This window comes from Streptomyces mutomycini (assembly GCF_001700505.1).
GTDB classification, from domain to species: Bacteria; Actinomycetota; Actinomycetes; order Streptomycetales; family Streptomycetaceae; genus Streptomyces; species Streptomyces mutomycini.
In genome coordinates, this window is sequence record NZ_MAPV01000109.1 from 1 (window position 1) to 25,077 (window position 25,077).

A 25,077-nucleotide genomic window follows, 5' to 3' on the forward strand; every position below is an offset into this window, starting at 1 on the left:
CCGAGCTCTCGAAGTCAGTCCCCGCGGACCCCTGTCCCCGAGTGGTCCGCTTCCCGCAGAAGGTCTCCCCAGGGAGGCCGTCATCAATCCCGAACTGCTGTCACCCGAACGTGGGAAGTTGCGAGCCGGAAGCGCGTGTTCGAATAAGAGTTCGATAGTCTGCCTCGCACGAACACGCGGTGATCGAGGACCAGAAGGGGGTGCCAGAACCTATGGTGCGGCGCATCGATGTGACCGGATCGGACGGCGTACGCCTCGCGGCCTGGGAGTTCGCCGATCCGCCCAAAGAGCGCGCGGACGCCGGGCAGGCCCCCGGGATCTTACTGCTGCACGGGCTGATGGGCCGGGCCACGCACTGGGCCTCCACCGCCCGCTGGNNCGGTCGGCCTCGACCAGCGGGGCCACGGGCGCAGCGACAAGCCCGCCGACGGCCCGTACACCCGCGACGCCTACGTCGCGGATGCCGAGGCCGCGATCGAACAGCTCGGCCTCGCCCCCGTGACCCTCATCGGGCACTCGATGGGCGCGCTCACCGCGTGGCAGCTCGCCGCGAAGCGCCCCGACCTCGTCAAGGCGCTGATCATCTGCGACATGCGGGCCTCCGCGCTCGGTGCGGCCTCGCAGCGCGAGTGGGAGGACTGGTTCGGCGCCTGGCCGCTCCCCTTCGCGACGCTCGCCGAGGTGCGGAAGTGGTTCGGCGAGGACGACCCCTGGGTGGAGCGGCCCAATGCCTCCCGCGGTGAGTTCTTCGCCGAGGTGATGGCCGAGGGCTCCGACGGCTGGCGGCCCGTCTTCTCCCAGGAGCAGATGCTGACGTCCCGGGCCACCTGGGTGTACGACGCCCACTGGGAGGAGCTGGCGCAGGTGCGCTGCCCCACCCTGGTCCTGCGCGGGATCGAGGGAGAACTGGGCAGGGCCGAGGCCCAGGAAATGGTCCGTGTCCTGCCGCGCGGGCAGTACGCGGAGGTGGAGGACGCCGGCCATCTGGTCCACTACGACCGGCCGGAGGGCTGGCGCAGGGCGGTCGAGCCGTTCCTGGAGCAGCTCGCGGAGGGCTTCCGGGACGACAGGGAACCCGTAAGTCCCTGACCCCGGACGCCCGCTCCCGGACGCCCGCCCCGGCCCCTCAGCCCTTGCTGACCGCGGCCAGGATCTCAGGGAGCCGGTCCGCCGTGCGCGGCGCCGCGAGCCGTACACCCAGCCAGCCGATGAACGTTCCGTACACCGCTCCCACCGGCAACAGCAGCCACAGCAGGTTCTGGTGGTCCGCCACGTGCAGCCAGACCGCCAGCCCGATCACCGGCCCGCTGAGCACCGCGGCCGCCACCATCCCGCCGAGGATGGAGATCCAGGCGAGCCCGGCCTGCCCCGGCACGACGTTCTTGAACGCCCCGTCCTGCGGAATCGAGTACGGGAACAGCGCCGAGGCCACCGCGCCCGTCGCCAGCATCGCGCCGAGCAGCGCGAAGGACAGCCCCATGACCCCCGGCAGCGCCGCCCAGTCCCCGAGCAAGGCCGCGGTCACCACCGTCACCAGGACCGTGTACGGCAGGGTGATCAGCAGCAGTGCCAGGGCCCGCGCACGCAGTTCGACGTAGGCGTCCCGGGTCGAGGAGACCGACAGCGCCACCATCCAGAAGGCGGAGGTGTCCTGCCCGAACTGGTTGTACATCTGCATGCCGAGCATTCCGGCCGCGAAGCACGCGAAGTAGACCGAACCCGATCCCTGCACCGCGTTGAGGACCGGCACGATCAGGCCGACCGCCAGCGCCGTCACCCAGGCCGCCTTGGTCTTCGGGTCCCGTACGACATACCGCAGGCTCCGCTGCATCACCGTGGCCGTACGCCCCTCGGGGAGCAGCGAGAAGAGCCCGGAGCGGTCCGCGCCCGGCCGGCCGGCGGAAGGTTCGGCGGCGGCGACCGTGGAGCCGTCCGGCGCCGTCATCAGCTTCACCAGACTCCGCTCCCACAGCCACACCAGGCCGCCCAGCGCGAGCACCGAGAGCAGCAGCTGCCCGAGCGCCGCCCCGTAGGACCCCTCGGAGGCGGATCCCACCGCCCCGAGCGCGGAGGCCGGCGGCAGCCAGCGCACCACGTCCGCCACCGGTTCGAGCGAGGACATCCCGCCCGCCCTGCCCAGGCGCTGGACGCCGAAGTTGACGAACTGGATGCCCACCGCGATCACCAGCCCGCTGAGCACCGCGAGGTCGCGGCCCCTGCGCGACGTCAGCAGCCGGATGTTGGCGGTGGCGACGGACCGCGCCAGCGCCACACAGACCAGCAGCGTCAGCGGCACGGCGATCACCCCGAATGCCACCGCGGCCGCGCCGTGCGCCAGCGCGATCACCGAGCCGAGTGCCAGGGTGAGCGTGAAGAGCGGCCCGATGCCGATCAGCGAGGCCGCCAGCAGCGCCCCGATCAGCGGACGGGGCCGCAGCGGCAGCATCACCAGCCGGCTCGGGTCCAGGGTCTCGTCCCCGCTCGGGAAGAACAGCGGCATCACCGCCCAGCCCACCGCCACCACCGCCGTCAGCAGCACCACCAGGGTGCCCGCCTGCGGATGGCCGCGCAGCGCGACGAGGCCGATCGCCTGGACCGCCGCGAGCAGCAGGGTGACGACGAGGGACGCGACATAGGCGGCCCGCCGCCCGGACGACAGGCGCAGTCCGTTGCGCAGCAGCGTCAGCTTGAGCCCCACCAGGACGGGGACGAGGCGCTGACCGCGTACGGCCGGGACGGCGGTGTCCGCGGGGGCGTCCAGCACCGTCATCGGGCACCGCCCAGCCAGTCCAGGGACTCGCCGGTGTCCCGGACGCCCGCGCCGACCAGCTCGAGGAAGGCGTCCTGGAGCGAGGCGGCCTCACCGCGGACCTCGGCCAGCGTGCCCTGCGCCCGGATGCGTCCCGCGGCCATGACGGCCACCCAGTCGCAGAGGGACTCGACGAGCTCCATCACATGGCTGGAGAACACCACCGTCGCCCCAGAGCGGGTGTAACGCTCCAGCACGCCACGGATCGTCTGCGCCGACACGGGGTCGACGCCCTCGAACGGCTCGTCCAGGAACAGGACTTCGGGGTTGTGCAGCAGCGCGGAGGCCAGCCCGATCTTCTTGCGCATCCCGGTCGAGTAGTCCACGACCAGCTTGTGCTGGGCCCCCGCGAGGTCCAGTACGTCGAGCAGCTGGGTGGCGCGCCTGTCCGCCTCGGCGCCCGGCAGCCCGCGCAACCGGCCCGTGTAGCCGAGGAGTTCACGGCCCGAAAGGCGCTCGAAGAGCCGCAGGCCCTCCGGGAGCACCCCGATCCGGGACTTCACCTCGACCGGGTCCCGCCACACGTCGTGGCCGGCGACCTCGATCCGGCCCATGTCGGGCCTGAGCAGCCCCGTCACCATCGAGAGGGTGGTGGTCTTCCCCGCGCCGTTGGGGCCCACCAGGCCGATGAACCTGCCCGCGGGCAGCTCCAGATCGATCCCGGCGACCGCGACCTGTTCCCCGAAGCGCTTCCAGAGCCCCTCCACCCGCACGGCCGGAGGGAGCGCCTGAGTCGGAGGGGGCGCCTGAGCCACCCCCGCGGTGTCCGTCGCGCCCGCGCTGTCCGCCTGGTCCGCCATGGCACTGCCTTTCGGTATCCCCACGTGTGGGGACCACCCTACGAAAGGCGTGTCCGGGCGTCGGCCGCTTCCCGGGCGCAGGCGTACGCGAGCGGGCTGATCAGCTCGTCCGCGTCGGGCAGCCACAGGTTGGCGCGCGAGGGCCGGCGGGCCCACTGCACGGCGCCGCGCCCGGCCAGCCGGGTCGGCGGCCCGGCCACGTAGTCGCCCTCGCCGCGCCCCACGATGCCGATCACCCCGGCGTCCCAGCCCAGTTGCCGCACGAGCTCGGGCGCCTTGGCCGCGGTGCCCGGCAGGGCGAAGAACAGCATCCGGCGGTCCGGGGTGCGGGTCACCGGGCCGAGTGTGAGGCCCATCCGGTCCATCCTCGCCATGGCCAGGAAGCCGGCGGACTCCGGCACGTCCAGGGCGTCGAAGGTCCGGCCGGAGGGCATGAGGACCGACGAACCGGGCTGCCTGGACCACATCCTGCGGGCCGCGGCGGCGCTGCCCGTCGTCTGGACCGCCCAGTCCGGCCGGGTGGGATGGGCTCCCGGGGCGGCGCAGCCGGTGACACCGCAGGAGCAGCGCTCCGTCCCGCCGACGGCTTCGAGCCAGGTGCCGGGGAACACGTCCCAGTTCCGCTCCTGGGCGTACCAGGCCGCGGCCTCGAGCAGCTGTTCACCTCGCTGCTGGGGGACCTGGGCGGCTTCCGTCACTCCGATGGGCTCTTCCACGCCCACTCAACTACCGGCGTCACCCGGGGTTACGGGAGAGCGTGCTCCGTCCTCGGCGGATCGATCCTGCACATGGGGCGCACGGATGCATGGGCGGGGGCGCGCGGGAGGAAGCGCACCGGTGCGCGGGTAACGACCTGCAGGACTGCGCCAACTCGCCACCGCTCGTACGCGATACAGATGAATATGCGCATTTCTCGTGCCGTGCCGGGCAGTGATGCCTTCACTGAATCACTGCGGTCCCAGGGGGAAAAATGGCAGCCAGGCCTCTCGTCGCCCGCCAGCCGAACGAACGGCTCCAGACGCTCATCCAGGAGGCGGCGTGCTCCAACGCCGGCCTCGCACGCCGGGTCAACATGACGGGGGCGGAGCGGGGGCTCGACCTCCGTTACGACAAGACATCCGTGGCCCGCTGGCTGCGCGGACAGCAACCACGCGGCAGGGCGCCGGGAATCATCGCCGAGGCGATCGGGCGCAAGCTCGGCCGCACGGTCACGATCGACGAGATCGGCATGGCCAACGGCAAGAGCCTGGCCTCCGGCATCGGTCTGCAGTTCGCGCCCACCGTGCTCGGCGCCGTCGAGCAGGTATGCGAGCTGTGGCGCAGCGACGTGGGCCGCCGCGACCTGCTGTCGGGGTCCGCGGTGGCCGCGTCCGCCCTGGTCGAGCCGAGCCGCGACTGGCTGATCACGGGCCCCGATCCGCAGGTGGCGCGGACGGCCGGCAGCAGGGTCGGCATGCCGGACGTGGCGGCGGTGCGGGCGACGACGGCCGCGCTCGTCGACCTGGACCACCGCTTCGGCAGCGGACATGTGCGGCCCGTCCTGGTGCACTACCTCAACAGCGTGGTGTCCGGGCTCCTTTCGGGTTCGTACCGCGAATCGGTCGGCCGCGAGCTGTTCGGCGCGGCCGCCCGGCTCACCGAGCTCGCCGGGTACATGGCCGTGGACACCGGGCAGCCCGGTCTGGCCCAGCGGTACTACATCCAGGCGCTGCGCCTGGCCCAGGCCGCGGGCGACCGCGCGTACGGGGGCTATGTGCTGGCCGCGTCGATGAGTCATCTCGCGGCCCAGCTCGGCAACCCGCGCGAGATCGCCCAGCTGGCGCGGGCCGCCCAGGAGGGCGCCCGAGGGCGGGTGACCCCGCGGGCCGAGGCGATGTTCCACGCGGCGGAGGCCCGGGGCCACGCGCTGATGGGGGATGCCAGCACCTGCCAGGCCGCGGCGGGCCGGGCACTGGCCGCCCTGGAGCAGGCCGACCCGGACAAGGGCGACGACCCCGTCTGGATCACCCACTTCGACGCGGGCTACCTCGCCGACGAACTGGCGCACTGCCACCGGGACCTGGGGCAGGCCGAGCCCGCCGCCCGCAGGGCGAAGGAGGCGCTGGCGGCCCTCCCGCCGTCCCGGACCCGGCGCCGTGGCATCGGCCTGGTGCTGCTGGCCACGGCGCAGGTGCAGCAGCGTCAGGTGGAGCAGGCGTGCCACACGGGGCTGCGGGCGATGGAACTGCTGGGGACGGTGCGCTCCAGCCGGGGTGCCGAATATCTCGATGACCTCCAGCAGCGGCTGGAACCGTACGCGGACGAGCCGGCGGTCCGGGAGTTCGGCGCCAGGCTGGAGCTCCAGGCCGCCTGACCTGCCCCTTGGGCGAGTTCACCGTGCGCGGCGCCGGGGGCGCCTGGGGGCACACCCGCTGTGTGAAGGGGTGGTGAGCGCTCCCGGTCGCTTGGCGCCGGGCTCAGGGCACCCGGTAGCGTGAGCCGACGATTCCATAGGTTCACACGTAGGAGTCCCGGTGACGCAGAGCGGACAGGGTGACGAGCGGCAGCTACCCGCTGCACGGCCCGCGCACGAAGGTGTCGTGCTGCCCGCGGAGGGTGGTGCCCCCTGGCGCATAGGGGAGCCCGTGGTCGGGCAGCCGGACCAGGCCGCCCCCGCGGGCGGGCAGCCGTGGGGCATGCCGTGGGGGCCGCAGGGCGCCCACCAGGACGGCCCGCCACCGGGACAGCTGCCACCGGAGCAGCACCAGCAGGGCGCGTACCAGCAGCCGCAGCACGGGCAGTACCAGCCCCAGCCCCAGCCCCAGCAGTACGCCCCGCAGCAGGACGCGTATCAGCAGGGCGCCCACCAGCAGGGCTCGTATCAGCAGGACCCGTACCAGCCCCAGCAGCAGCCCCAGCCCCAGCCGTATGCCCAGCCTCTGCCGGCCGAGGCCGCTCCGGGGCGGGGCGGGGACGCGGACGCCACGCAGTACATCGCGCCCGTCCCCGGCGGCTCCCTGCCGGGAGGACTGCCGGCCGAGCGCCCGGCGGAGGCCACCCAGCACCTGGCCCAGCCCGCGCCCCCCGCGCAGCCGTCCGACGCCGACGCGACCCAGTACATACCCCCGGTGCCCGGCGGCGCTCCGTACGGAATACGGCCTGGGGCACCGGGAGACCGGCAGCCGCCCGCGGAGTTCGACAGCCTCTTCCGCAGCGACGAGCCCGCGGGCGCCACTCAGCAGATGCCCCGCTTCGCCGGACAGCAGCAGGGATACCCCCAGCAGGGCGCCCAGCAGCCGCAGCGGCCCCACCAGGGTGCCCAGCAGCCTCCGCAGAGCGCCCCGTCCCCCTCGTCCGGCCCGCAGGGTCCCCACGACGGGTACGGCGCGCAGGGGCCCGATCAGGGCCGCGGCGCACCCCGTCGGCGGTCCGCGCACATCCCGCTGATCGCCGCCGTCGTCATCGGATGCGCCGTCGTCGGGCTCGGCGCGGGCGCCCTGATGAGCGGGGGCGACGAGGCCCCGGACGACAAGCAGCCCGTGGCCTCCGGGAGTTCGGCGTCGGCCGCCCCCTCCACGCAGGCGCCCGACCCGGCGAAACCCCAGGCCGAGGCGCTCGACAAGCTGCTCGCGGACAGCAACGACAGCCGCTCGGCGGTGATCAGCGCCGTGGAGAAGACCAAGAACTGCCGGGCGCTCGACCAGGCGGCCACCGACCTGACGGGTGCGGCCGAGCAGCGCCGCGGTCTGGTGACCCGGCTCGAGGGGCTGAGCGTGGACCAGCTCCCGGACAACGCCGAGTTGAAGGCATCCCTGACCAAGGCCTGGCAGGCGTCGGCGGAGGCCGACGACCACTACGCCACATGGGCCCGGCAGGCCAAGAACGAGAAGAAGGTCTGCAAGGGCGGCACCGCCCGCTCGACCGACGCGACCGCCAAGGCCGAGGTGTCGAGCGGTGAGGCGACCGCGGCGAAGCGGAAGGCCTCCGGGCTGTGGAACTCCATCGCCCAGAAGTACGGGCTGACCGAACGCGCCCCCACGCAGCTCTGACGCCACGCGGCCCCGGCCCCGGCTCCCAGTGGGGGCCGGGGCCGCGGTGACCGCGCGTCAGCCGCCCGCGCGGGCGTTCACCAGAGTCTCCGTGACGTCCACGAAGCCCTCCTTCTCGGCGGTGAGCCGCCCCTCGCGGACCACCTGGAACGTCACCCGCCCGTTCACGATGCGTCCGTAGGCGGCCGTGCCGACCATGTCCTGGAAGCGCCAGCGCAGGGTGGGGGTGAGGCCGCCGGTGTCCACCTCGGTGCCCCGGTTGAGGCTGACGGAGATCCCGCCCGCCGTGATGTCCGGCCGGTCCATCGCCTCGACGACCGCCCCGAGCACGGTGTACGCGATCCAGGTGGTCTGCACACCCGTGTCCGAGGGATCGATCCGGTTGTCCCCGAAGGCGTACTTCCGGATCACCTCGCGCATCTCGTTCCAGCGGGCGTCGCCCGAATCCGGGTACCAGCCGGTGACGAGGGCCCCTTCGAAGGGGCTGTCCGGTCCGCCCGAACGGTCGATGAGGCCCTGGCCCACGCTGCCGAGCACCGACGAGATCCGCACCCCGCTGCCCTCGGGCTCGAGGCGGCGGAAGGAGTCGAAGAACGTCTCCGTGCCCTTGCCGAGCACCGCGGTCACACAGCCTCCGCCCGCGTTCTCGAGGGCCTTGGCCGCCTCGGCGTCGTACGACGTGGCCTCCTCGGCCGCGCTGATGTCGTAGGACGCGGGGCGGTCGCTCCGGCCGAGGCTCGTGTCGAGGAGTCCGGGCATGGTGTCGCCGACCAGGGTGTCGGGCCGCACGAGAGAGACCCGCTCGCAGCCGGCGGCCAGCTGCTCGCCGTTCCCCGCGACGAGCGCGGGCTGGCCGCCGTTGACCGGGTACGAGAGATAGCTGGTGAACTCGTCGGCGGAGGCGCCGTACCCGCCGATGTAGGGGATGCCGGCCGACTCCAGCGGAGCCAGGAACGCCCGCCCGTGTCTGCTGTACGAGCCGACGACCGCCGCCACGTCCTCGTCGGCCGCCCGCCGTGCGCACTTCGAGGCCCCGGTGGCGGTGTCCTGCTCGTTGCAGGTGAGCACCCGGAGCTCGTGTCCGCCGATCCCGCCCTTCTCGTTGATCCAGCGGGCGTAGGTCCTCGCCATGGCCGGCATGCCCGCCATGTTCACCGTGTCGGCTCCACTGGTGTCGGGAGCCCAGGTCATGACGGTGACGGGCTCCCTGGAGCCCCCCGAGGCTCCAGGGAGGACCCCGCAGCCGGATATCAGCAGCGCCCCTGCCGCCACCGTTGTGAGGGATTTGTAGGGGCGGGGTGAGATGAGGCGTCGCCATCCGGTCATGGTCATGAACTTTTCCGGGTCACGGGTAACGCCGCAGTGTGCCGCGGTCAACGCAGGGTGACCTCACGGTGAATTACGGGGGCCCGCGCACGGCCCCCCGGGGGGAACGTACGATCGGCAACCGTGCAGCAAGGTTCGGAGAACACTTCCCGTCGCGGCCGTCGCTCCTCCACCATGGGCGGCATGCCCCCCAACGACATGCCGTGGTGGCGCTGGCGCAGCAACGTGCGCTCGGCGCTTCACATGCTCTCCGACCCCGTCTTCCACCACGAGTGCTGGCTGGCCGGCCGGGAAGGGTACGGCGACGTCACCGACGCCGTGTACCGCCTGGTCGAGGACACCTGGCTGGACAACTGGTCCGCCGAGAAATACGTCGGGACGATCTTCCGCGACTCCGCCGAGGCCGCCCTCGTGGACGTCGCCGCCCTGCGGGTGCTGCGCATCATGCACCAGATAGGCGCCGACGCCCCCGTCTCCGCCTATCTGGAGCATCCGGGCTGGCAGGAGGCGGTCATGGCCGCCCGTGAGGCCCATGTGACGCTCGCCACCAACGACGGCGAGGACCCCGACATCCCGCCGCGCTCCCTGGACGTGCTCCGCATCATGAACGGTTCGGCGTGACCCGCGGGCGGTGTGGGACCCTACGGACATGACCGCGCCGCAGCCCGCCGAATCCGTACCCGCTGCCTCGGACACCGCCGCCGAGCAGTACGTCCTCACCCTCTCCTGCCCCGACAAACAGGGCATCGTGCACGCCGTGTCGAGCTATCTCTTCATGACCGGCTGCAACATCGAGGACAGCCAGCAGTTCGGCGACCACGACACCGGTCTCTTCTTCATGCGCGTCCACTTCTCGGCGGACGCCACGGTCACCGTGGACAAGCTGCGCGCCAGCTTCGCCGCGATCGGGGACGCCTTCCGGATGGAGTGGCAGATCCACCGGGCGAGCGACCGGATGCGGATCGTGCTCATGGTCAGCAGGTTCGGGCACTGCCTCAACGACCTGCTGTTCCGCTCCCGCACCGGCGCCCTGCCGGTCGAGATCGTGGCGGTCGTCTCCAACCACACGGACTTCGCCGAGCTGGTCGCCTCGTACGGCGTACCGTTCCGGCACATCCCCGTGAACCGGGAGAACAAGCAGGAGGCCGAGGCGCAGCTGCTCGAGCTGGTCCGCGGGGAGAACGTCGAACTCGTGGTCCTCGCGCGCTACATGCAGGTGCTCTCGGACGATCTCTGCAAGCAGCTGAGCGGCCGGATCATCAACATCCACCACTCCTTCCTGCCGAGCTTCAAGGGTGCGAAGCCCTACCACCAGGCCCATGCGCGCGGCGTGAAGCTGATCGGCGCGACGGCCCACTACGTGACCGCCGACCTCGACGAGGGGCCGATCATCGAGCAGGAGGTCGAGCGCGTCGGGCACGGTGTCACGCCGGACCAGCTCGTCGCCATCGGCCGCGACGTGGAGTGCCAGGCACTGGCCCGCGCGGTCAAGTGGCACGCGGAGCAGCGCATCCTGCTCAACGGCCGCCGTACGGTCGTCTTCGCCTGAGGGCAGTGATCACAGCCGGCTGAGGGAGGCCGCGGCGAACAGGACGTCGCGGATCGCCTCGCGGTCGCCCTGCTGGCCGGCCGCGGCCTCGGCCGGCGGCACATGACCGGCGACCAGCCTGCAGAACTCCACCCCGTCGAGAGCGACCTGCGCGACCGTGTGGGCGGGGGAGCCGAGGGCGGCCGGTGAGTCCAGCGCGATGTACCAGTCGCCGCCACCGCGGCCCTCGACCTCCAGATGGAGGGAGCGGCCCGGGGACCCCGCGGTGACCAGGTCGCGGGCCGGTGCGGCCAGCCCGGCACGGCGGCGGCCGGCCAGAGTGGCGGGCAGCAGCCGTACCGCCAGGTCGATCATCCGGTGGAGATGGGCGGCGGCGGGCGGTTCGTAGGGGTAGTCCACCGCGTCCGCGATGTCACCGCCGTGCACCCAGCACTCGAAAGCCCGCTCCAGGAGCGAGTCCTGCAGCGGGAGGTCGAAGTCCCCGTACGGCACGGACCGCTCAGCGATCCCCCGGCCGGCGAAGGACACCGTCCGGACGAGGGTATGACTCTGGTCACGCCATGGCTCCCGTACGGCCCGGGTGGGCGGCCGGAGAGCGGCCGACCAGTACCGCTCTGTGCGCCCGGTCGGGGTCGGCGGCAGGTGGCTGCCGCCCTTCCCGAGCGGGTCGTCCAGGTCGAGCGCCCGTGACACGAGACCGTCGACGGCCATCAGATGGCCGATCACCCCGGCGACCGTCGTCCTGCGGTGCGCCTGCCGGTCGTCCTCGAACCACTTCAGCCGTACCGGCGCGTGCCACTCCGCGTCGCCGATGTCCCGCAGCAGCGCGTCGAGCCGTGCGGTCTCCGCGTCGTACGGCGCCGCCCACGACGGGACGGGGATGCGTGCGGGGCGGCGGCCGAGGCAGCCCTCCAGGACCCGGGACCGGAGCATCGGGTCCAGGTCCAGGGTGCCGTCGGTGTGCAGCAGTCCCACCGCGTCGCGCAGCCGCAGCGCCTCGTCGGCGCAGGGCGCGCACGAGGTCAGGTGCTCCTCGACGGCCGCCGTCTCCTCGGCGGAGCAGGCGGCCAGGGCCCAGGCGCCGAGGAGCGACGTGAGCACCTTGTGGGGGAGCGGCGGTGCGGGCGGTGCGGGCGGCTTCACGGGCCGGGCCGGGGGCAGCCGCTCCTGGTCGTCCGCAGCGGCCCGGGGGCCCGGTATGCGCCTCTCCACCGGCTTCTCCCCGTCGCGGCCGTCGCCGTCCCGGCCCCCGCTCACGGCGTCGGCCCGTAGCCGGGAGGCGCCGAGTCCGCCGACGGCCCGTAGTTCGCGGTGGAGAGCAGTTGGAGGCCCAGCCGCAGCCGGCGCCTGGCCTCGTCCCCGGTGACGCCGAGATCGGCGGCGGTCTGCCGGTAGTCCCGGCGCTGGACGTAGGCGAGCTCCAGTGCGGCGCGCAGCGGCGCGGGCATGGAGGCGACGATGTAGTCGGCACGTGCCGCGGCGGTGGCCCTGAGCACCCTGTGCTCGAGCTCCTCGGCCCGCCCGTCCGCGTCGGGCGCGCCGGCCTCGCCCTGTTCCCGGCGGAGACGCTGCACGGACAGGCGGTGGGTGAGCCGCGCCACCCAGGAGCGCATGGAGCCGTGCCTGGGGTCGTACACGCCGGGGTTCTCCCAGACGTAGCCGAAGACCTCGCGCGTCACCTGGTCCGCCGCGTCCTCGTCGTCGAGCATGCGGTGGGCCTGGCTGTGCACGAGGGCGGCGAACCGGTCGTAGAGCTCACCGAGGGCCGCCGCCTCGCCGCGCGTCAGCCGCTGCTGCATCCGGCGGTCCCAGCGCGGTGGTGCGTCCTTCGCCATCGAGCCCCCTGCCCTGTGCCCCTCGTCACGTCGAATGTAGTGCTCGGCGTGGTCCGGGCATGCACCTTTGCGGCAAGTACGTCCCAGGAATGGCGCCGGATGATAAGGAATGATTGCCCTCTTGCCCTTTCCTGATCGCGTCAACGATCCTGAGTGATCATTTCCAGGGCAATCCTGGGGGCGGACGGTGCGAGTTGTTTCACGGGCCTGTACGCGGGCAGCCGCGAGGAGGAACGGAAACTTCCGGATACTCCGGAGCTCCCGGAACGAGAGGCCGAGTCGCGTGACGCTGAAGGTGTACGAGACCGAGCAGGACGCGTGGACCGTGCTGCGCATCCACGGCGAGCTCGACCTCGTCAGTTCACCCGTCGTGCGCCAGTCCGTGCACGGGGCGGTGGCCGCCGGGCAGCACCACGTGGTCCTGGACCTCTCCGGCGTCCTGTTCTGCGACTCCAGCGGAGTCAACGTCCTCATCGCCTCCCGCCGCCTCATGAAGTCCTGCGGCGGCCGGCTGCGGCTGATCCTCCCGGCCCGCGGCGCGGTCGACGGCTCGCACGTCAACAAGGTGCTCGGCGCCCTGGGGGTACGCAGGCTCTTCGACGTCTACCCCGACGCGGACGCGGCCACCGACGACCGGTCCCAGCCGCTCACCGCGTGACACGCCCTGCCGCAGCGAGGTTGTCACACCGCTGAGTGGAGTTGGTGACACGTGGCCCCGCTCGGCGTCGTACGCTCGGCGCATGGACAGCGCAGAGTACGAGCGCAAGATCGCGCACCGCTTCGCCGCCTTCGACCAGGACGGCAACGGCTACATCGATCGCGCCGATTTCAACGCCGCCGCGGCCCGTCTGCTCACCGAGTTCGGTACGACGGCCCGCTGCGACAGGGGCCAGTCGCTCTACACGGGTGCCGAGGCCTTCTGGCAGGGCATGGCGGGTATCGCCGACGTGGACGGGGACCAGCGCGTCACCCGGCAGGAGTTCGCCGGCGGGGCCGTGAAACGGCTGCGTGACAACCCGGACCGCTTCGCCGAGATCGCGCGCCCCTTCCTGCGCGCGACGATCGCCGTGGCCGCCGGCGCGGACCCCGAGGGTGCCGCACCCGCCTCGGCCCCGGTCGCCGCGGTGGAGCGCGCGCTGCGGGTGCTCGGCGCCGCGGACGACATCGCGAGCGTCGCGGCCCGGAGCCTGGACACCGACCAGGACGGCCGGATCGCCGAGGACGAGGCCGTCGCCGCCTTCTCCGCGTACTTCACCGTGATCGAGCCGGACGCGTAGCAGCGCCACCGGTACCGGGCGCCCGGCACCCGGCCGGCCCCGGCGCGTGGTCCGCGCCTCAACACGCCCGACGGCGTGAGCAGTTCACGTCCCTCCGCGGCCCGGTCCCGGCTTTCCCCGGGCCGGGCCGCACTGCCGTGTGCCGGGCGGTCGTGGCTGACCGCGGGCGTACGGACGGTGCGCCGGGGGTGACGCAGCGCATCCGGGGGTCGGCCGTGTCCGCGGGGGAATCTGTCACCGGGCGGAGTCGCGAGCCCGTGCTCGGGTACGCTCCGGTGGATGCGAGTGGTACTGGAACCGAAGGATCCGGGTGCGGCCCCCGTGGGTGCCCCTGGTGACGCGCGGCGGCCTGCTCGCGGCCCACGGAGCTGCGACGGGCCCGCCGGGGACGAGGTCTCCCGGGTGCCGGTGCACTTCTGTTCGACTCTCCGCAGCACGCGTCGCACAGTATGGGCCACGCGTACTCCTTCGCGCTGGAATATGCCCGAAGCGCTTGTTGCGGTGACTGTACGTCAACCATGCTGTGTCGCAGGGGAATCACGTTCCGTGACCCCGAAGAGGCGCGAGGCGATGTGTCCGCCGGTTCGGATGGTGTGAGCGGTGCAGGTGCTTCAGGTTCAGCTGGAGGTCGGGCCGGATCCCGCGGAGGTGGGACGGGCCCGCAGATGGGCGCGGTCGCGCCTGGCCGGGTCCGGGATGGAGGACGACGAGCCGCTCGCGGAGACGCTGATCCTGCTGATCTCCGAGCTCGTCACCAACGCGGTGGTCCACACCGGCTGTCCGGCCGTGCTGCGGATGCTCTTCGGCTCCGCACACCCGGCCGGCTCGGCTCGGACGGTGCGGGTCGAGGTGGCCGACACCAGCTGCCGGCCGCCCCAGCCGCGTCACGCGGAGGGTGAGGACACCGGTGGCCGCGGTCTGGAGCTGGTGGACGGCCTGGCGGATCGCTGGGGCTGGCAGCCCGAGGGTGCCGGCAAGCGGATCTGGTGCGAGGTCGACCGCGGTGGCTCCGTGCTGATTCCCGTGGTCCAGGAGCAGTCAGGCGACCGGGCGCGTCTCTGACGGCGCCGCCGGGCGACGCGCGGACCTCGTCCGGAACGTCCTCCGGTAGACCGTGGGCGAGACCCCCAGTGCGGCCTGCACATGCTGTCGCAGGGAGGTGGCCGTACCGAAGCCGGCGTCCTGCGCCACCTGGTCGACCGACAGGTCGGTGGACTCGAGCAGCTGCCGTGCCCGCTCCACCCGCTGCTGGGTGAGCCACTGCCCCGGGCTGATGCCCGACTCCTCGCGGAAGCGCCGGGTGAAGGTGCGCACGCTCATCGACTCCTGCCGTGCCATGTCACGCAGCAGGATCGGCTGTTCCAGCCGTCCGAGGGCCCAGGAACGTGCGGCCGCCGTCGTGGCGAGCCCCGCCTCGGGCAGCGGACGCCGGATGAACTGCGCCTGACCGCCGTCGCGGTGCGGAGGGACGACGGTGCGGCGGGCGACGTCGTTGGCGACCGCGGTGCCGTGGTCGCGGCGCAGGATGTGCAGACACAGGTCTATTCCGGCGGCCACCCCCGCCGAGGTCAGCACGTCCCCGTCGTCGATGAACAGGACGTCCGGATCGACGCGGACCTTCGGGAAGACCCGCTGGAAGTGGTCCGCCGAGGACCAGTGGGTGGTGGCGGGGCGCCCGTCGAGGTACCCGGCGGCGGCGAGGACGTAGCCACCCGTGCAGATGGAGACCAGCCGGGTCCCCGGTCTGATGTACGCGAGGGCTGCGGCCAGTTCGCCGGTGAGCCGGCCCTCAGAGTGGACGGGGCCGAGTCCGTACGAGGCCGGGACGACGACCGTGTCGGCGGTGGCGAGCGCGTCGGGGCCGTGCTCGACCATGATGCTGAAGTCGGCGTCGGTGCGGACCGGTCCCGGCGGTCGCAGTGAGCAGGTCACGACGTCGTACAGCTTCTCGCCCCTGCCGTGCGCCTCGGTGCGCCGTGCGAGGCCGAAGATCCTCTGCGGGATGCCGAGTTCGAAGGGGATCACCCCGTCCAGGGCGAGCACGACGACACGCTGGCGCATCTGGACCCCTGCTCTTCCGCGGATTGGGCGCGACCGGTTGCGGACTGATAAACGTACCGTCCATGAAGGAAATGCCGGCCGTCCCCGCATCCATTCCCCGGCCCGTCCTCGTTCGTGCGACGGCTGCGGCCGCCGCACTCGTGACCGTGGCGGCGGGCCTGGGTGTCCGCTCGACGGCGAGCGGTGACGTGGCGAAGTACGCCGGTGACGCCCTCTACACCGTCCTGATCCACACCCTCGTGGTCCTCCTCGTGCCACGGGTGCGGCCGCTGACGGCGGCGGGCGCCGCGCTGGCCGTCAGCTGGGCCGTCGAGCTGGCCCAGCTCACCGGCGCCCCGGCCGAACTCGCGCAGCGGAGCACGGTGGCACGGCTGGTGCTCGGTTCGACGTTCAACGCCCCGGACCTGCTCTGGTACGCGGTCGGGGCGGCCCTGGCCTGTGCCGTCCGCAGCCGTCTGCGCCCCGGAGGCGCCCCCGCACCGCCCCGGACCTGAATCCGCGTGGCCCGATCCCTGCGAAGGGTGTCCTTCGGGCCACTCGTCCGCGGCGCCCGCCGGCCGGATGCTGAGCGGCGTGACGCAGACAACCGACAACGCGGCGGCCGAGTACGCCCCTCGCCGCCGCTTCCTTCCGCGGATACACCGCGCTTGGATCGTGGCCGCCGTGACCTTCGTGACGATCATCGGCGGCGCGGCCTTCAACTCCCTGCCCGGCCTCCTCATCGACCCCCTGCACCAGTGGTTCGGCTGGTCACGCGGCGAGATCGGCCTCGCGGTCTCCCTCGACATGGCGCTGTACGGGCTGACCGCCCCGTTCGCGGCCGCCCTGATGGACCGGTTCGGCATCCGCCGGGTCGTGGTCGTCGCGCTCAGCACGGTCGCTGCCGGGGCGCTGGCGAGCTACTGGATGACGGCCCTCTGGCAGCTGATGCTCTACTGGGGCGTGCTCGTCGGGCTGGGCACGGGTTCGATGGCGATGGCGTTCTCGGCGACCGTCACCAACCGCTGGTTCGTCGCCCGCCGAGGGCTGGTCACCGGGATCCTGACGGCGGCCGGGGCCTCCGGCCAGCTGGTCTTCCTGCCGCTGTGCGCCTGGATCATCGACGAGCACGGCTGGCAGCCGGCTTCGGTGACGGTCGCACTGGCGGCACTCGTCGTCGTCCCCTTCGTCTGGCTCCTGATGCGCGACCACCCGGCCGACGTGGGCCTCGCCCCCTACGGCGGCACGTACGTGGAGAAGCCGGCCCCCACGACGGGCGCCGCGGCCCGCACCCTGCGCGTCCTGTTCGGGGCGGCCCGCACCGGGCCGTTCTGGCTGCTGGCGGGCTCGTTCGCGATCTGCGGTGCCTCCACCAACGGTCTGATCCGCACCCACTTCGTGCCCTCGGCCCAGGACCACGGAATGCACATCACCGCGGCGGCCTCGCTGCTGGCCGTCATCGGTGTCTTCGACATCATCGGCACGGTCTTCAGCGGCTGGCTCACCGACCGCTTCGACGCCCGCAGGCTGCTGGCCGTCTACTACGCGCTGCGGGGTGTCTCCCTGCTGATCCTCCCGATGCTGCTGGCCCCGGCGGTGCATCCGCCGATGGTCTTCTTCATCGTCTTCTACGGCCTGGACTGGGTGGCCACGGTCCCGCCGACCCTGGCCCTGTGCCGGGAGCAGTACGGAGAGGACAGCGCGATCGTCTTCGGCTGGGTCCTGGCATCACACCAGGTCGGGGCGGCCCTGGTGGCGTTCCTGGGAGGGGTGGCACGGGACCTCACCGGCTCGTACGACCTGGTCTGGTACGCCTCGGGCGCCCTGTGCGCGACAGCGGCCCTGATGGCCCTGCTGATCCGCCGCCGGCAGGACACGGGCGTACCGGCCGCCGCCGGCTGAGGGCCGGCGGGCGGGCCGCCGGGTCAGCCCGTCCTCGCGAGGCGCGTGGCTATCCTCCTGGCGTCCAGGGCTATTTCGCGGAGCATGCCGCTGATCGGGTTGGTGAAGCCGGTGAAGTACAGGTCCGGTGCCCCGGCCGGGGTGCGGGCGCCGTGCACCACCGGGCGGCCTCTCGGGTCCAGTACGCCGAGGTGGCCGACCAGGTCCTCCAGGGCGCGTTCGTAGCCGGTCGCGGCTATCACCGCGTCCGGGGTGAGCCGGGTCTTGTCGGCCAGCACCACCGTGTCCCCTTCGAAGGACTCGACGGCCGCCACCGGGACCACCCGGCCGCGCTTCACCGCGTCGATCAGGCCGACGTCCTGGACCGGGATCGCGCCCTCCCGGACCCGGGAGTACAGGCCCGTGTCCGGGCGGGGAAGGCCGTGTTCCGCCAGGTCGGGGACGGAGACGCGGCACATGAGGCGGCCTGCCCGGTCGACGAACCGGACCGGCAGCCTGCGGACCATGACCGCGGTCGCCTGGGCGGGCCAGCCGGCCGTCGAGCGGCGCACGATGTGCGGGACCGTCCGTACCGCGATCCGCACCCCGGACGCGCCGCCCTCGACCAGGTCCACGGCGATCTCCGCCCCGGTGTTGCCGATACCGGCGACGAGGACGTCCTTGCCCGCGTACGAGGCCGGACTGCGGTACTCCGCGGCGTGCACCAGCTCGCCGGTGAAGCTTTCACGGCCGGGCCACGCGGGAATCCGCGGGGTGTGGTTGAAACCGGTGGCCACCACCACCGCCCGCCCGGTGAGCATCCGGCCGCCGGTCGCGCTCAACTGCCAGCCCGTGCCGTCGGCGGTCCGGTCGATCCGCGACACCTCGACGCCCGTCACCACCTCCAGCTCGTGGTGCTCGGCGTACTTCTCCAGGTAGCGCACCATGTCGTCGCGCGACACCCAGCGCCCGAACCCGCGGGGCATCGCCAGCCCCGGCAGGGCGGACCAGCGGCGGGTCGTGTGGAGGTGCAGCCGGTCGTAGTGGCCGCGCCAGGACGACCCCACGCGGCCGGACTTCTCCAGCACCACCGCCCGTACGCCCCGTTCCCGCAGTGCCGCCGCGGCGGCGAGGCCGCCCGGGCCGCCGCCGATCACGTACACGGGACGGCCGTCGGTGCGGTCGATGGAGGAGGGCAGGGCCTCACCGGGGGCGGATGTGCTGTCTGGCATGGTTCGGAGCGTAATCGGACATGGACATGATGGGTCCCGGTCCGGGCGGGAATCGGTTGCGAAATGATCACGAGCGGTGCGCGCCGGACCCGTTCAGAGACCCGGCGCGCCCCACACCGGGAACCAGCGTGACAGGTCGTCCTCCACCCGGAGGTCGTCGCCGAGGACGGCCCGCACCTGGAGCTCCAGCTGGTTGTCACGCCTCTCCCGGCCGCCCGGAGCCGGGGCGAACGGGTAGAACGTGCCCCGTTTGTAGAGGTAGACGAGCGCCAGCGAACGCCCCTCCGGGTTCCGGAACCCGATCATCGAGCAGAGCAGGTGCGGGCCGAAACCGCCGTCCTGCAGGAGGGTGTTGACCGCGTGCAGGTCGTTGACCAGGGCCGCCGTGCCATCGGCTCCCGGCTCCTGGCGGGCGAGCAGCCAGGTGTAGCCGTAGGCATCCCGGCTGAACTCGACGGGGATCCCCCCGCGCCCCGTGTCCGCGTCGAGCAACTCCCTTACGTCCTGCTGGATACGGGCGAACGTGCCGCCCTCCACCCCCGCGAAGCACACCGAGCCGAGCCCGGTCGGCACGAGTCCGGTGCCGGCCTGGAGGGTGAGCGCGGCGGAGGGGACCGCGAAGAGCTGGTCGAGGTCGGGGCGGACCGGTTTGCTCCGCCCCAGGATGCTGTCGAGCAGGCCCACGAAAGGCTCCTTACGGGTGGGACAGGCCGGCGGAGATGCGGGCCAGCTGGTCCAGGCGCTGTTCGAGGGTCGGGTGGGAGGAGAGCAGCCGGCCCAGGCTCTCCCTGGAGGCGAAGGCGGGAACGAAGTAGAACGCGTTGTACGGTTCCGCCTTCCGCAGGTCCTCCGTGGGAATCCTGGCCATCTGGCCGCTCACCTTGGTGAGTGCCGAGGCGAGAGCCGAGGGGCGGCCGGTGAGCAGCGCGGCCGTGCGGTCGGCGGAGAGCTCGCGGTAGCGGCAGAGCAGCCGGGTCAGCAGGAAGCTCAGGGCGTACACGACCGCGCTGATCAGCGGGATGAGCATGATGATGACGCCCGCGGGGTCGTTGCCCCGGCTGTTGCGGGCGAAGCCGCCCCAGAGGGCGACCCGGGTGACGATTCCGGCGAGGACCCCGAGGAACGACGCGATCGTCATCACCGCCACATCGCGGTGCGCGACGTGCGACATCTCGTGCGCCAGGACGCCTTCGAGCTCCTCGGGCCCGAGTCTGCGCAGCAGTCCGGTCGTGGCGCAGACCAGGGCGGTCTTCTCGCTGCGGCCGGTCGCGAAGGCGTTCGGCACGTCGCTCCGCGCGACGGCCACCCGCGGCTTGGGCATGTCGGCGAGGGCACAGATCCGGTCTATCGCCCCGTGCAGCTCAGGGGCCTCCTGCGGGGTGACCTCCCGGGCGCCCATGCCGTACGCGGCGATGCGGTCGCTGAACCAGAACTGGGCGACGAACATCCCGCCCGTCACCACCAGGATGACGGGCCAGGCGCCGCGCAGGGCCGCCAGCAGCACGCCCACGAGGACCACGTACAGCAGCCCGATGAAGAACATGGTGCTCACCATGCGGGTGGTCAGGCCGCGGTCGGGGGCGTAGCGGGAACGGGTTCGTGCCATGGATGCCTCCAGCGGCTCACCTGCCTCCCATAGTGCCCCTTGACAGGAGAAAACGGATATACCGGGTTGATGCCCTGGTTCAGGGCCAGAGGAGTTCGCGGGTCCACCCGGCACCGTCCCGGCGGTAGCGCAGCCGCACGTGCCGGCGCCGGTCGTCGCCCTGGAAGAACTCCACTTCCTGGGGCATCACCGCATAGCGAGTCCACGTGTCCGCCTCGGCGTCCGGCTCGGCCCGCGCCCGCTTCCAGGCCGCCTCGGAGGCCCGTAGGAGGTCCTCCTGCGAGGGCAGCACCTCGCTCTGCGAACCGGTCAGCGCGGCGGCCAGCGCGCCGGTGGACCTGGCCCGCAGATCGGCCCGGCTCTCCTCGCGGCTCGCGGGGACCGCCGTACCCCGTACGCGCACCTGGCGCCCCTGGGCGGGCCAGTAGAAGCCGAGCGCCGCCTGCGGGCGGGCGGCGAGCTGGCGTCCCTTCGCGCTGGTGGCGTGAGTGGCGAAGTGCCAGCCGTCCTCGTCCGCGTCGTGCAGCATCAGCGTGCGCACATCGGGCCGGCCCCCGGGGTCCGCGGTCGCCAGGGTCATGGTGTGCGGTTCGGTCTGGCCGGCCGCCACCGCTTCGGCGAACCACGTGTGGAAGAGGGAAAGGGGTGCGGGGGGTGCGTCCGACGGGTCGAAGTGGGGGAGGGGCACGTCCCAGACGCGCTGCGCGCGGAGCAGGTCGCGGAAGTCCTTCTGTGTGTCGCTCATGGGTCCATTCCACAGCGTCGCGGGCCGGTGCGGGAACGCCGAACGGCGGACCACAGGGTGGTCCGCCGTCGGTGAGACAGGACGCGGGGAGCCGTGGAGTGGTGCGGCGTCCGGCGTGTGCGGGGGAGTCCTGGCCGGGCGCCTACCTGACCGGCTTCTTGCCGGTGATGCCCAGGTGGACCAACAGGGCCAGGTTCGGCCGGAGTTCGGCCTGCTTCACGCCCCAGGTGGTGAAGCCCTTCTGGTGCGAGGCGACTCCCGCGAGCATCACGACGAGGGAGCCCGCGACAGCGCCGGGGCTGACGTCCTTGTCCACCCTGCCCTTGGACTGGAGTTCCTTGACCGCGTCCGTCAGGGAGTTGGTGACCGAGTTCAGGACCTTCATGCGGATCTTGTAGAACCGCTTGTCGCCCTCGGCCGCGCCGAGATCGACGACGCGGAGGATCGCGTCGTGGCGGCGCCAGAAGTCGAGGAACCCCTCGACCAGTTCTTCGGAGGCGTGCCAGCCTGCCTTGCCGACCCAGGAACGCCCGCCGACCAGTTCGGTCAGGCCGGCGCCTTCCTTGGCCATTTCCTCGGCGAGTTCGAGAACGGCGCCCTCGACGTCGGGGAAATACTGGTAGAAAGTCGCGGGTGAAGTCCCCGCCTTACGGGCCACGTCGATGACTTTGACGTCCCGGTACGGCGAGGAGCTGAGCATCTCGCTGAGGCAGTCGAGCAGCTTCTGCCGCGTCGCCTGACCTCGCCGACCAGCCACGCGGCCGTCGACGGTGCGCACTTGTCCTGTCATGCCGTCAGCTTACCGAGGGGTGATCCGGGCGCGATCTGACCGACTGCAAATGGGGAACGCTCCAGTCGGGACTGGGTGAACGACCGGGTGAACGTCGGAGTGGGCGGCGGGGTGACAGCGCAATTCCCCATGGCGGGTGAGTCCCTTTCCAGGCGGGTGCGAGTAATTACGGAATTGTTCATGGAGCCGCCCCGGAGGGCTCCGGAGTGATGTTGTTATCAACAGCCTGTGGATAACTTCGGTGGACAACTTCCGTCCACAGGGTCATCGAACCTTCACGATTCGGGCAAAGGTTCTATTCTGCTGCTCGGGGCGCGCCGCGAGGCCCTCGACGTTACGTTGAGTGTGACGGGCGTCACGGCTGCCCATGCTGCGGTCCGCGTTGATCCACAGCTCACCGTCGGCGGCACCGAGGCGTCACCGCGAGCTCGCAGCGACGGAAGGACCCGGGCCATGGCCGCATTCGCGCAGTCCGCGCCGTGCTGGGTGGACGTGCAGCTCTCCGACCTGGAGGCCGGCAAGCGCTTCTACGGCGGACTCTTCGGCTGGACCTTCCATGCCGGAGACGGCATGCCATTCGCAGATGCGTACAGCGAAGGCGAGCTCGTCGCCGGGCTCGCCGCGAAGAAGGACGGCCGGATGCCCACGACCTGGGGCGTCTACTTCGCCACCGACGACATCCGCGCCACCGTCGCCCTGGCCCGTAAGGCGGGCGGCCGGGTGATCACCGATCCCGTGCGGGCCCAGAGGGCCGGGGTCCTCGCCCAGCTGGCCGACCCCGGCGGCGCGGTCTTCGGCCTCTGGCAGGCGGGTGAACGCGCCGGCTTCGAGAAGGCGAACGCGCCGGGAGCCTTCTGCTGGACCGAGGTCCACACCCGGCAGCCGGAGCGTGTGGACGCCTTCTACGAGGAGGTTCTCGGCTTCCGCGGGACCGACATCGAACTGCCCGGCGACGGCGCTACGGCGGAGCCGTTCCGGATCTGGTCGCCCGCCGGGACCGAGCCGGGCGAGGACACGGCGATCGGCGGGCGCGCGGTCATCACGGACGCGTTCCCCGAGATGCTGCCCAGCTACTTCCTCAGCTACTTCGCGGTCGCCGACTGCGACCGCACTGTCGATACCGCCGCGCGCCTCGGTGGCCGGATCACCACCCCGCCCGTCGACATCCCGTACGGGCGGATGGCGGTCCTCCAGGACGACCAGGGTGCGGCTTTCGCCGTACTCCAGCCGACCGAGCTGCTTCCGTAGCCTTCCCGAGCCTTCCCGAGCCTTCCCCGCAGGTGTCCTGAAAGGGATGGAGTGCCACACAACACCCCGACTCGCCCCCGGGTTCGCAACCGGGCCCCGGGACAGGAAGAATCAGGGTGCGCACCGCCAAGTGGTGCCCAGTGGTGAGACGCTGCACAGGGCGGGATTTCGCGGACTTCTGTTCCTGAGGTCCGTACGGGGAGGTGGCAGGCAAGTGGAGCAGCTGACGCAGCATGACCCGCGGCGGATCGGCCCGTTCGAGGTGCTTGGACGGCTCGGGGCCGGCGGCATGGGGCTGGTCTATCTGGCGAGGTCGGCGTCGGGCCGGCGAGTGGCGATCAAGACGGTCCGTACGGAACTGGCAGAGGACCAGCTGTTCCGGGTCCGTTTCACGCGTGAGGTGGAGGCGGCCCGCGCGGTCAGCGGTTTCTACACCGCCGCCGTGGTCGACGCCGACCCGAGGGCGGCAGTGCCCTGGCTGGCCACCGCCTACGTCCCGGCCCCCTCCCTCGAGGAGATAGTGAGTGAGTGCGGGCCGATGCCGACGCAGGCCGTGCGGTGGCTGGCCGCCGGGATCGCGGAGGCCCTGCAGTCGATCCACGGGGCCGGCCTCGTCCACCGTGACCTGAAGCCGTCCAACGTCCTCGTGGTCGAGGACGGGCCGCGGGTGATCGACTTCGGTATCGCGTCCGGCGTCTCCAACACCCGGCTGACCATGACGAACGTGGCGGTGGGCACGCCCGCCTACATGTCTCCCGAACAGGCCCGCGACTCGCGCAGCGTGACGGGCGCCAGCGACGTGTTCTCCCTCGGCTCGACACTCGTCTTCGCGGCCACGGGGCACGCGCCCTTCCACGGGGCCAACCCGGTCGAGACCGTGTTCATGCTGCTGCGGGAGGGCCCCGACACCGAGGGGCTCCCCGAAGACCTGCGGTCGCTCATCGAGTCCTGCATGCAGATGGACGCGACCCGGCGGCCCAGCCCGGCCGATCTGCAGGCTCAGCTGGCCCCGCACCTGTTCGCCTCCGGCAGCGACGACAGCGGCACGGCGTCGGCCTGGCTGCCGACCGTCGCGACCGCGATGATCGAGCAGCGCCGCGGCGGGGGCCGCACCGTGGCCGTCGCGCCCGCTCCCGTGGCCGTGCCGCCGCCTCCGCAGCGGCCGCCGCCGGGGGCGGGCCGGAACGGAGGCCGGCACAGCGGCGGTGACCTGCGGACGGCGCCGGTCCCCGCGCCGGTGTCGGCGTCCGCCCCCGACGGCGGTCCGGTGCGGCTGGGCGGCACCCGGGTGTCGATCGGCCCCGGGCCGCGCCCCGTGGACGTACGCGGCCCCGCCGCCGCGCACGCCGACCCGGCCACCGGCTGGGTGCGCGCGCCCGGCGGTCACACCTCGGCGGCTCCGGCCGCTCCGGTGCCCGCCCCCGCGCAGGCCCCGGACGCGGCGCCCGCCGCGCCGGAGCGCTGGCGGCCGTGGCGTTTCCGTATGTCGAACGACGTGTGGGGCACGCCCGTCGTGGTCGGCGATCTGCTGTACGTGACGTCCTTCGAGGTCCACGCCCTGGACGTGGGCAACGGGCGACGCCAGTTCAAGACCCGCGACGTGGCCTGGTCGATGGCCGTCGACGGCGGCCGGATCCACGCCTCCGACGGCCCGTCCCTGTACGCGCTGGACGCGGCGACCGGTACCGAGAGGTGGCGGCTGCAGACCGACGCCTGGGTGTACTCCCTCAAGGCCGACCGGGGCACCGTCCTGACCGGGACGCGAGGCGGCGGCGTACAGGCGTGGGAGGCGTCCAGCGGCGAGAAGCTGTGGGAGACCTCGGGTGTCCAGACGGACTTCGAGACACCGGAGGCCGGGCCTCTCATCCACGACGGCACGGTCTACCTGTGGCAGGACGCCGCGTCACCGAC

General features: G+C 72.4%; 23 protein-coding genes and 2 pseudogenes. 13 read left to right on the top strand and 12 right to left on the bottom strand.

Translation table 11 applies throughout. The features are described from left to right. Positions 1–212: 212 nt before the first annotated feature. A pseudogene (locus BFF76_RS33830) lies at positions 213–377 on the top strand (alpha/beta fold hydrolase); the annotation flags it as partial. 2 nt (positions 378–379) lie between these two features. Continuing rightward, positions 380–1,089, top strand: a pseudogene (locus BFF76_RS16650) (alpha/beta fold hydrolase); the annotation flags it as partial. Between the two features lie 37 nt (positions 1,090–1,126). On the opposite strand, the gene BFF76_RS16655 reads toward BFF76_RS16650, so the two are convergent. Genes BFF76_RS16655 through BFF76_RS16665 form a run of 3 tightly spaced genes read right to left on the bottom strand, consistent with a single transcriptional unit; the run spans position 1,127 to position 4,325 of the window. Continuing rightward, the gene (locus BFF76_RS16655; protein WP_031093133.1) at positions 1,127–2,770 is read right to left on the bottom strand and encodes a hypothetical protein; all 1,644 of its coding nucleotides are present in this window, start codon (positions 2,768–2,770) and stop codon (positions 1,127–1,129) included. Continuing rightward, positions 2,767–3,609: an ABC transporter ATP-binding protein gene (locus tag BFF76_RS16660; RefSeq protein ID WP_031093132.1), complete on the bottom strand. Its 843-nt coding sequence runs from the start codon at positions 3,607–3,609 to the stop codon at positions 2,767–2,769. Before BFF76_RS16660 ends, BFF76_RS16655 begins: the two co-directional genes overlap by 4 nt. Before the next feature lie 38 nt (positions 3,610–3,647). Beyond that, positions 3,648–4,325 (bottom strand): bifunctional DNA primase/polymerase, encoded by a 678-nt coding sequence (locus BFF76_RS16665; protein ID WP_031093130.1) that lies wholly within the window; start codon positions 4,323–4,325, stop codon positions 3,648–3,650. Positions 4,326–4,579: 254 nt separating this feature from the next. Between BFF76_RS16665 and BFF76_RS16670 the strand changes: the two genes are divergently transcribed. Beyond that, entirely contained in the window at positions 4,580–5,962 is a 1,383-nt protein-coding gene (locus BFF76_RS16670) for an NsdA family TPR-like regulatory protein (RefSeq protein ID WP_053930573.1), read from the top strand. A gap of 160 nt (positions 5,963–6,122) precedes the next feature. Further along, positions 6,123–7,637, top strand: coding sequence for a hypothetical protein (locus BFF76_RS16675; RefSeq protein ID WP_199831591.1), 1,515 nt, complete (start codon positions 6,123–6,125; stop codon positions 7,635–7,637). A 57-nt stretch (positions 7,638–7,694) separates the two neighbouring features. Here BFF76_RS16675 and BFF76_RS16680 read toward each other — a convergent pair whose 3' ends face one another. Further along, the gene (locus BFF76_RS16680; protein ID WP_053930712.1) at positions 7,695–8,963 is read right to left on the bottom strand and encodes an ABC transporter substrate-binding protein; all 1,269 of its coding nucleotides are present in this window, start codon (positions 8,961–8,963) and stop codon (positions 7,695–7,697) included. 174 nt (positions 8,964–9,137) lie between these two features. Here BFF76_RS16680 and BFF76_RS16685 point away from each other — a divergent pair, with 174 nt between their 5' ends. Further along, entirely contained in the window at positions 9,138–9,584 is a 447-nt protein-coding gene (locus BFF76_RS16685) for an SCO4402 family protein (protein WP_031093117.1), read from the top strand. Between the two features lie 28 nt (positions 9,585–9,612). After that, positions 9,613–10,512, top strand: a complete 900-nt coding sequence (purU, locus tag BFF76_RS16690; protein ID WP_031093116.1) for a formyltetrahydrofolate deformylase — start codon at positions 9,613–9,615, stop codon at positions 10,510–10,512. A gap of 9 nt (positions 10,513–10,521) precedes the next feature. On the opposite strand, the gene BFF76_RS16695 is transcribed toward purU, so the two are convergent. Together BFF76_RS16695 and BFF76_RS16700 are read right to left on the bottom strand one after the other, a co-directional pair. Beyond that, the gene (locus BFF76_RS16695) at positions 10,522–11,769 is read right to left on the bottom strand and encodes a zf-HC2 domain-containing protein (protein WP_065848507.1); all 1,248 of its coding nucleotides are present in this window, start codon (positions 11,767–11,769) and stop codon (positions 10,522–10,524) included. Beyond that, a complete protein-coding gene (locus BFF76_RS16700; protein WP_031093114.1) occupies positions 11,766–12,347 on the bottom strand; it encodes an RNA polymerase sigma factor in 582 nt (193 codons plus the stop codon). Before BFF76_RS16700 ends, BFF76_RS16695 begins: the two co-directional genes overlap by 4 nt. A 283-nt stretch (positions 12,348–12,630) precedes the next feature. Here BFF76_RS16700 and BFF76_RS16705 point away from each other — a divergent pair, with 283 nt between their 5' ends. From BFF76_RS16705 to BFF76_RS16715, 3 genes are all read left to right on the top strand, one after another. Then, positions 12,631–13,005, top strand: a complete 375-nt coding sequence (locus BFF76_RS16705; RefSeq protein ID WP_031093112.1) for an STAS domain-containing protein — start codon at positions 12,631–12,633, stop codon at positions 13,003–13,005. 82 nt (positions 13,006–13,087) lie between these two features. Then, positions 13,088–13,624 carry an EF-hand domain-containing protein gene (locus tag BFF76_RS16710; RefSeq protein WP_031093110.1) on the top strand — a complete coding sequence of 179 codons (537 nt, stop codon included), beginning with the start codon at positions 13,088–13,090 and terminating at the stop codon, positions 13,622–13,624. Positions 13,625–14,224: 600 nt separating this feature from the next. Further along, positions 14,225–14,686, top strand: coding sequence for an ATP-binding protein (locus tag BFF76_RS16715; RefSeq protein ID WP_053930571.1), 462 nt, complete (start codon positions 14,225–14,227; stop codon positions 14,684–14,686). Here BFF76_RS16715 and BFF76_RS16720 read toward each other — a convergent pair. Further along, on the bottom strand, positions 14,663–15,685 hold the full coding sequence (locus BFF76_RS16720) for a GlxA family transcriptional regulator (protein WP_065848508.1): 1,023 nt from the start codon (positions 15,683–15,685) through the stop codon (positions 14,663–14,665). The two genes, BFF76_RS16715 and BFF76_RS16720, sit on opposite strands and share 24 nt — an antisense overlap. A gap of 62 nt (positions 15,686–15,747) precedes the next feature. On the opposite strand from BFF76_RS16720, the gene BFF76_RS16725 reads away from it, so the two are divergent. Together BFF76_RS16725 and BFF76_RS16730 are read left to right on the top strand one after the other, a co-directional pair. Continuing rightward, a complete protein-coding gene (locus BFF76_RS16725; RefSeq protein ID WP_065848509.1) occupies positions 15,748–16,179 on the top strand; it encodes a ribosomal maturation YjgA family protein in 432 nt (143 codons plus the stop codon). A 67-nt stretch (positions 16,180–16,246) separates the two neighbouring features. Continuing rightward, a complete protein-coding gene (locus BFF76_RS16730) occupies positions 16,247–17,566 on the top strand; it encodes an MFS transporter (protein ID WP_244167289.1) in 1,320 nt (439 codons plus the stop codon). Between the two features lie 23 nt (positions 17,567–17,589). Here BFF76_RS16730 and BFF76_RS16735 read toward each other — a convergent pair whose 3' ends face one another. The 5 genes from BFF76_RS16735 to BFF76_RS16755 form a co-directional block, all read right to left on the bottom strand. Beyond that, positions 17,590–18,777, bottom strand: a complete 1,188-nt coding sequence (locus BFF76_RS16735) for a flavin-containing monooxygenase (protein WP_065848511.1) — start codon at positions 18,775–18,777, stop codon at positions 17,590–17,592. A gap of 93 nt (positions 18,778–18,870) precedes the next feature. After that, positions 18,871–19,461, bottom strand: a complete 591-nt coding sequence (pspAB, locus tag BFF76_RS16740) for a PspA-associated protein PspAB (RefSeq protein WP_053930568.1) — start codon at positions 19,459–19,461, stop codon at positions 18,871–18,873. Positions 19,462–19,471: 10 nt separating this feature from the next. Then, positions 19,472–20,383 (bottom strand): zinc metalloprotease HtpX, encoded by a 912-nt coding sequence (htpX, locus tag BFF76_RS16745; protein ID WP_065848512.1) that lies wholly within the window; start codon positions 20,381–20,383, stop codon positions 19,472–19,474. 79 nt (positions 20,384–20,462) lie between these two features. Then, positions 20,463–21,128 (bottom strand): pyridoxine/pyridoxamine 5'-phosphate oxidase, encoded by a 666-nt coding sequence (locus BFF76_RS16750; protein ID WP_031093093.1) that lies wholly within the window; start codon positions 21,126–21,128, stop codon positions 20,463–20,465. A gap of 142 nt (positions 21,129–21,270) precedes the next feature. Further along, a complete protein-coding gene (locus BFF76_RS16755) occupies positions 21,271–21,918 on the bottom strand; it encodes a TetR family transcriptional regulator (protein ID WP_031093091.1) in 648 nt (215 codons plus the stop codon). Between the two features lie 453 nt (positions 21,919–22,371). On the opposite strand from BFF76_RS16755, the gene BFF76_RS16760 reads away from it, so the two are divergent. Further along, a complete protein-coding gene (locus BFF76_RS16760; protein ID WP_053930567.1) occupies positions 22,372–23,166 on the top strand; it encodes a VOC family protein in 795 nt (264 codons plus the stop codon). Positions 23,167–23,380: 214 nt separating this feature from the next. After that, the coding region (locus BFF76_RS16765) for a protein kinase domain-containing protein (protein WP_065848513.1) at positions 23,381–25,077 on the top strand (1,697 nt) is incomplete at its 3' end.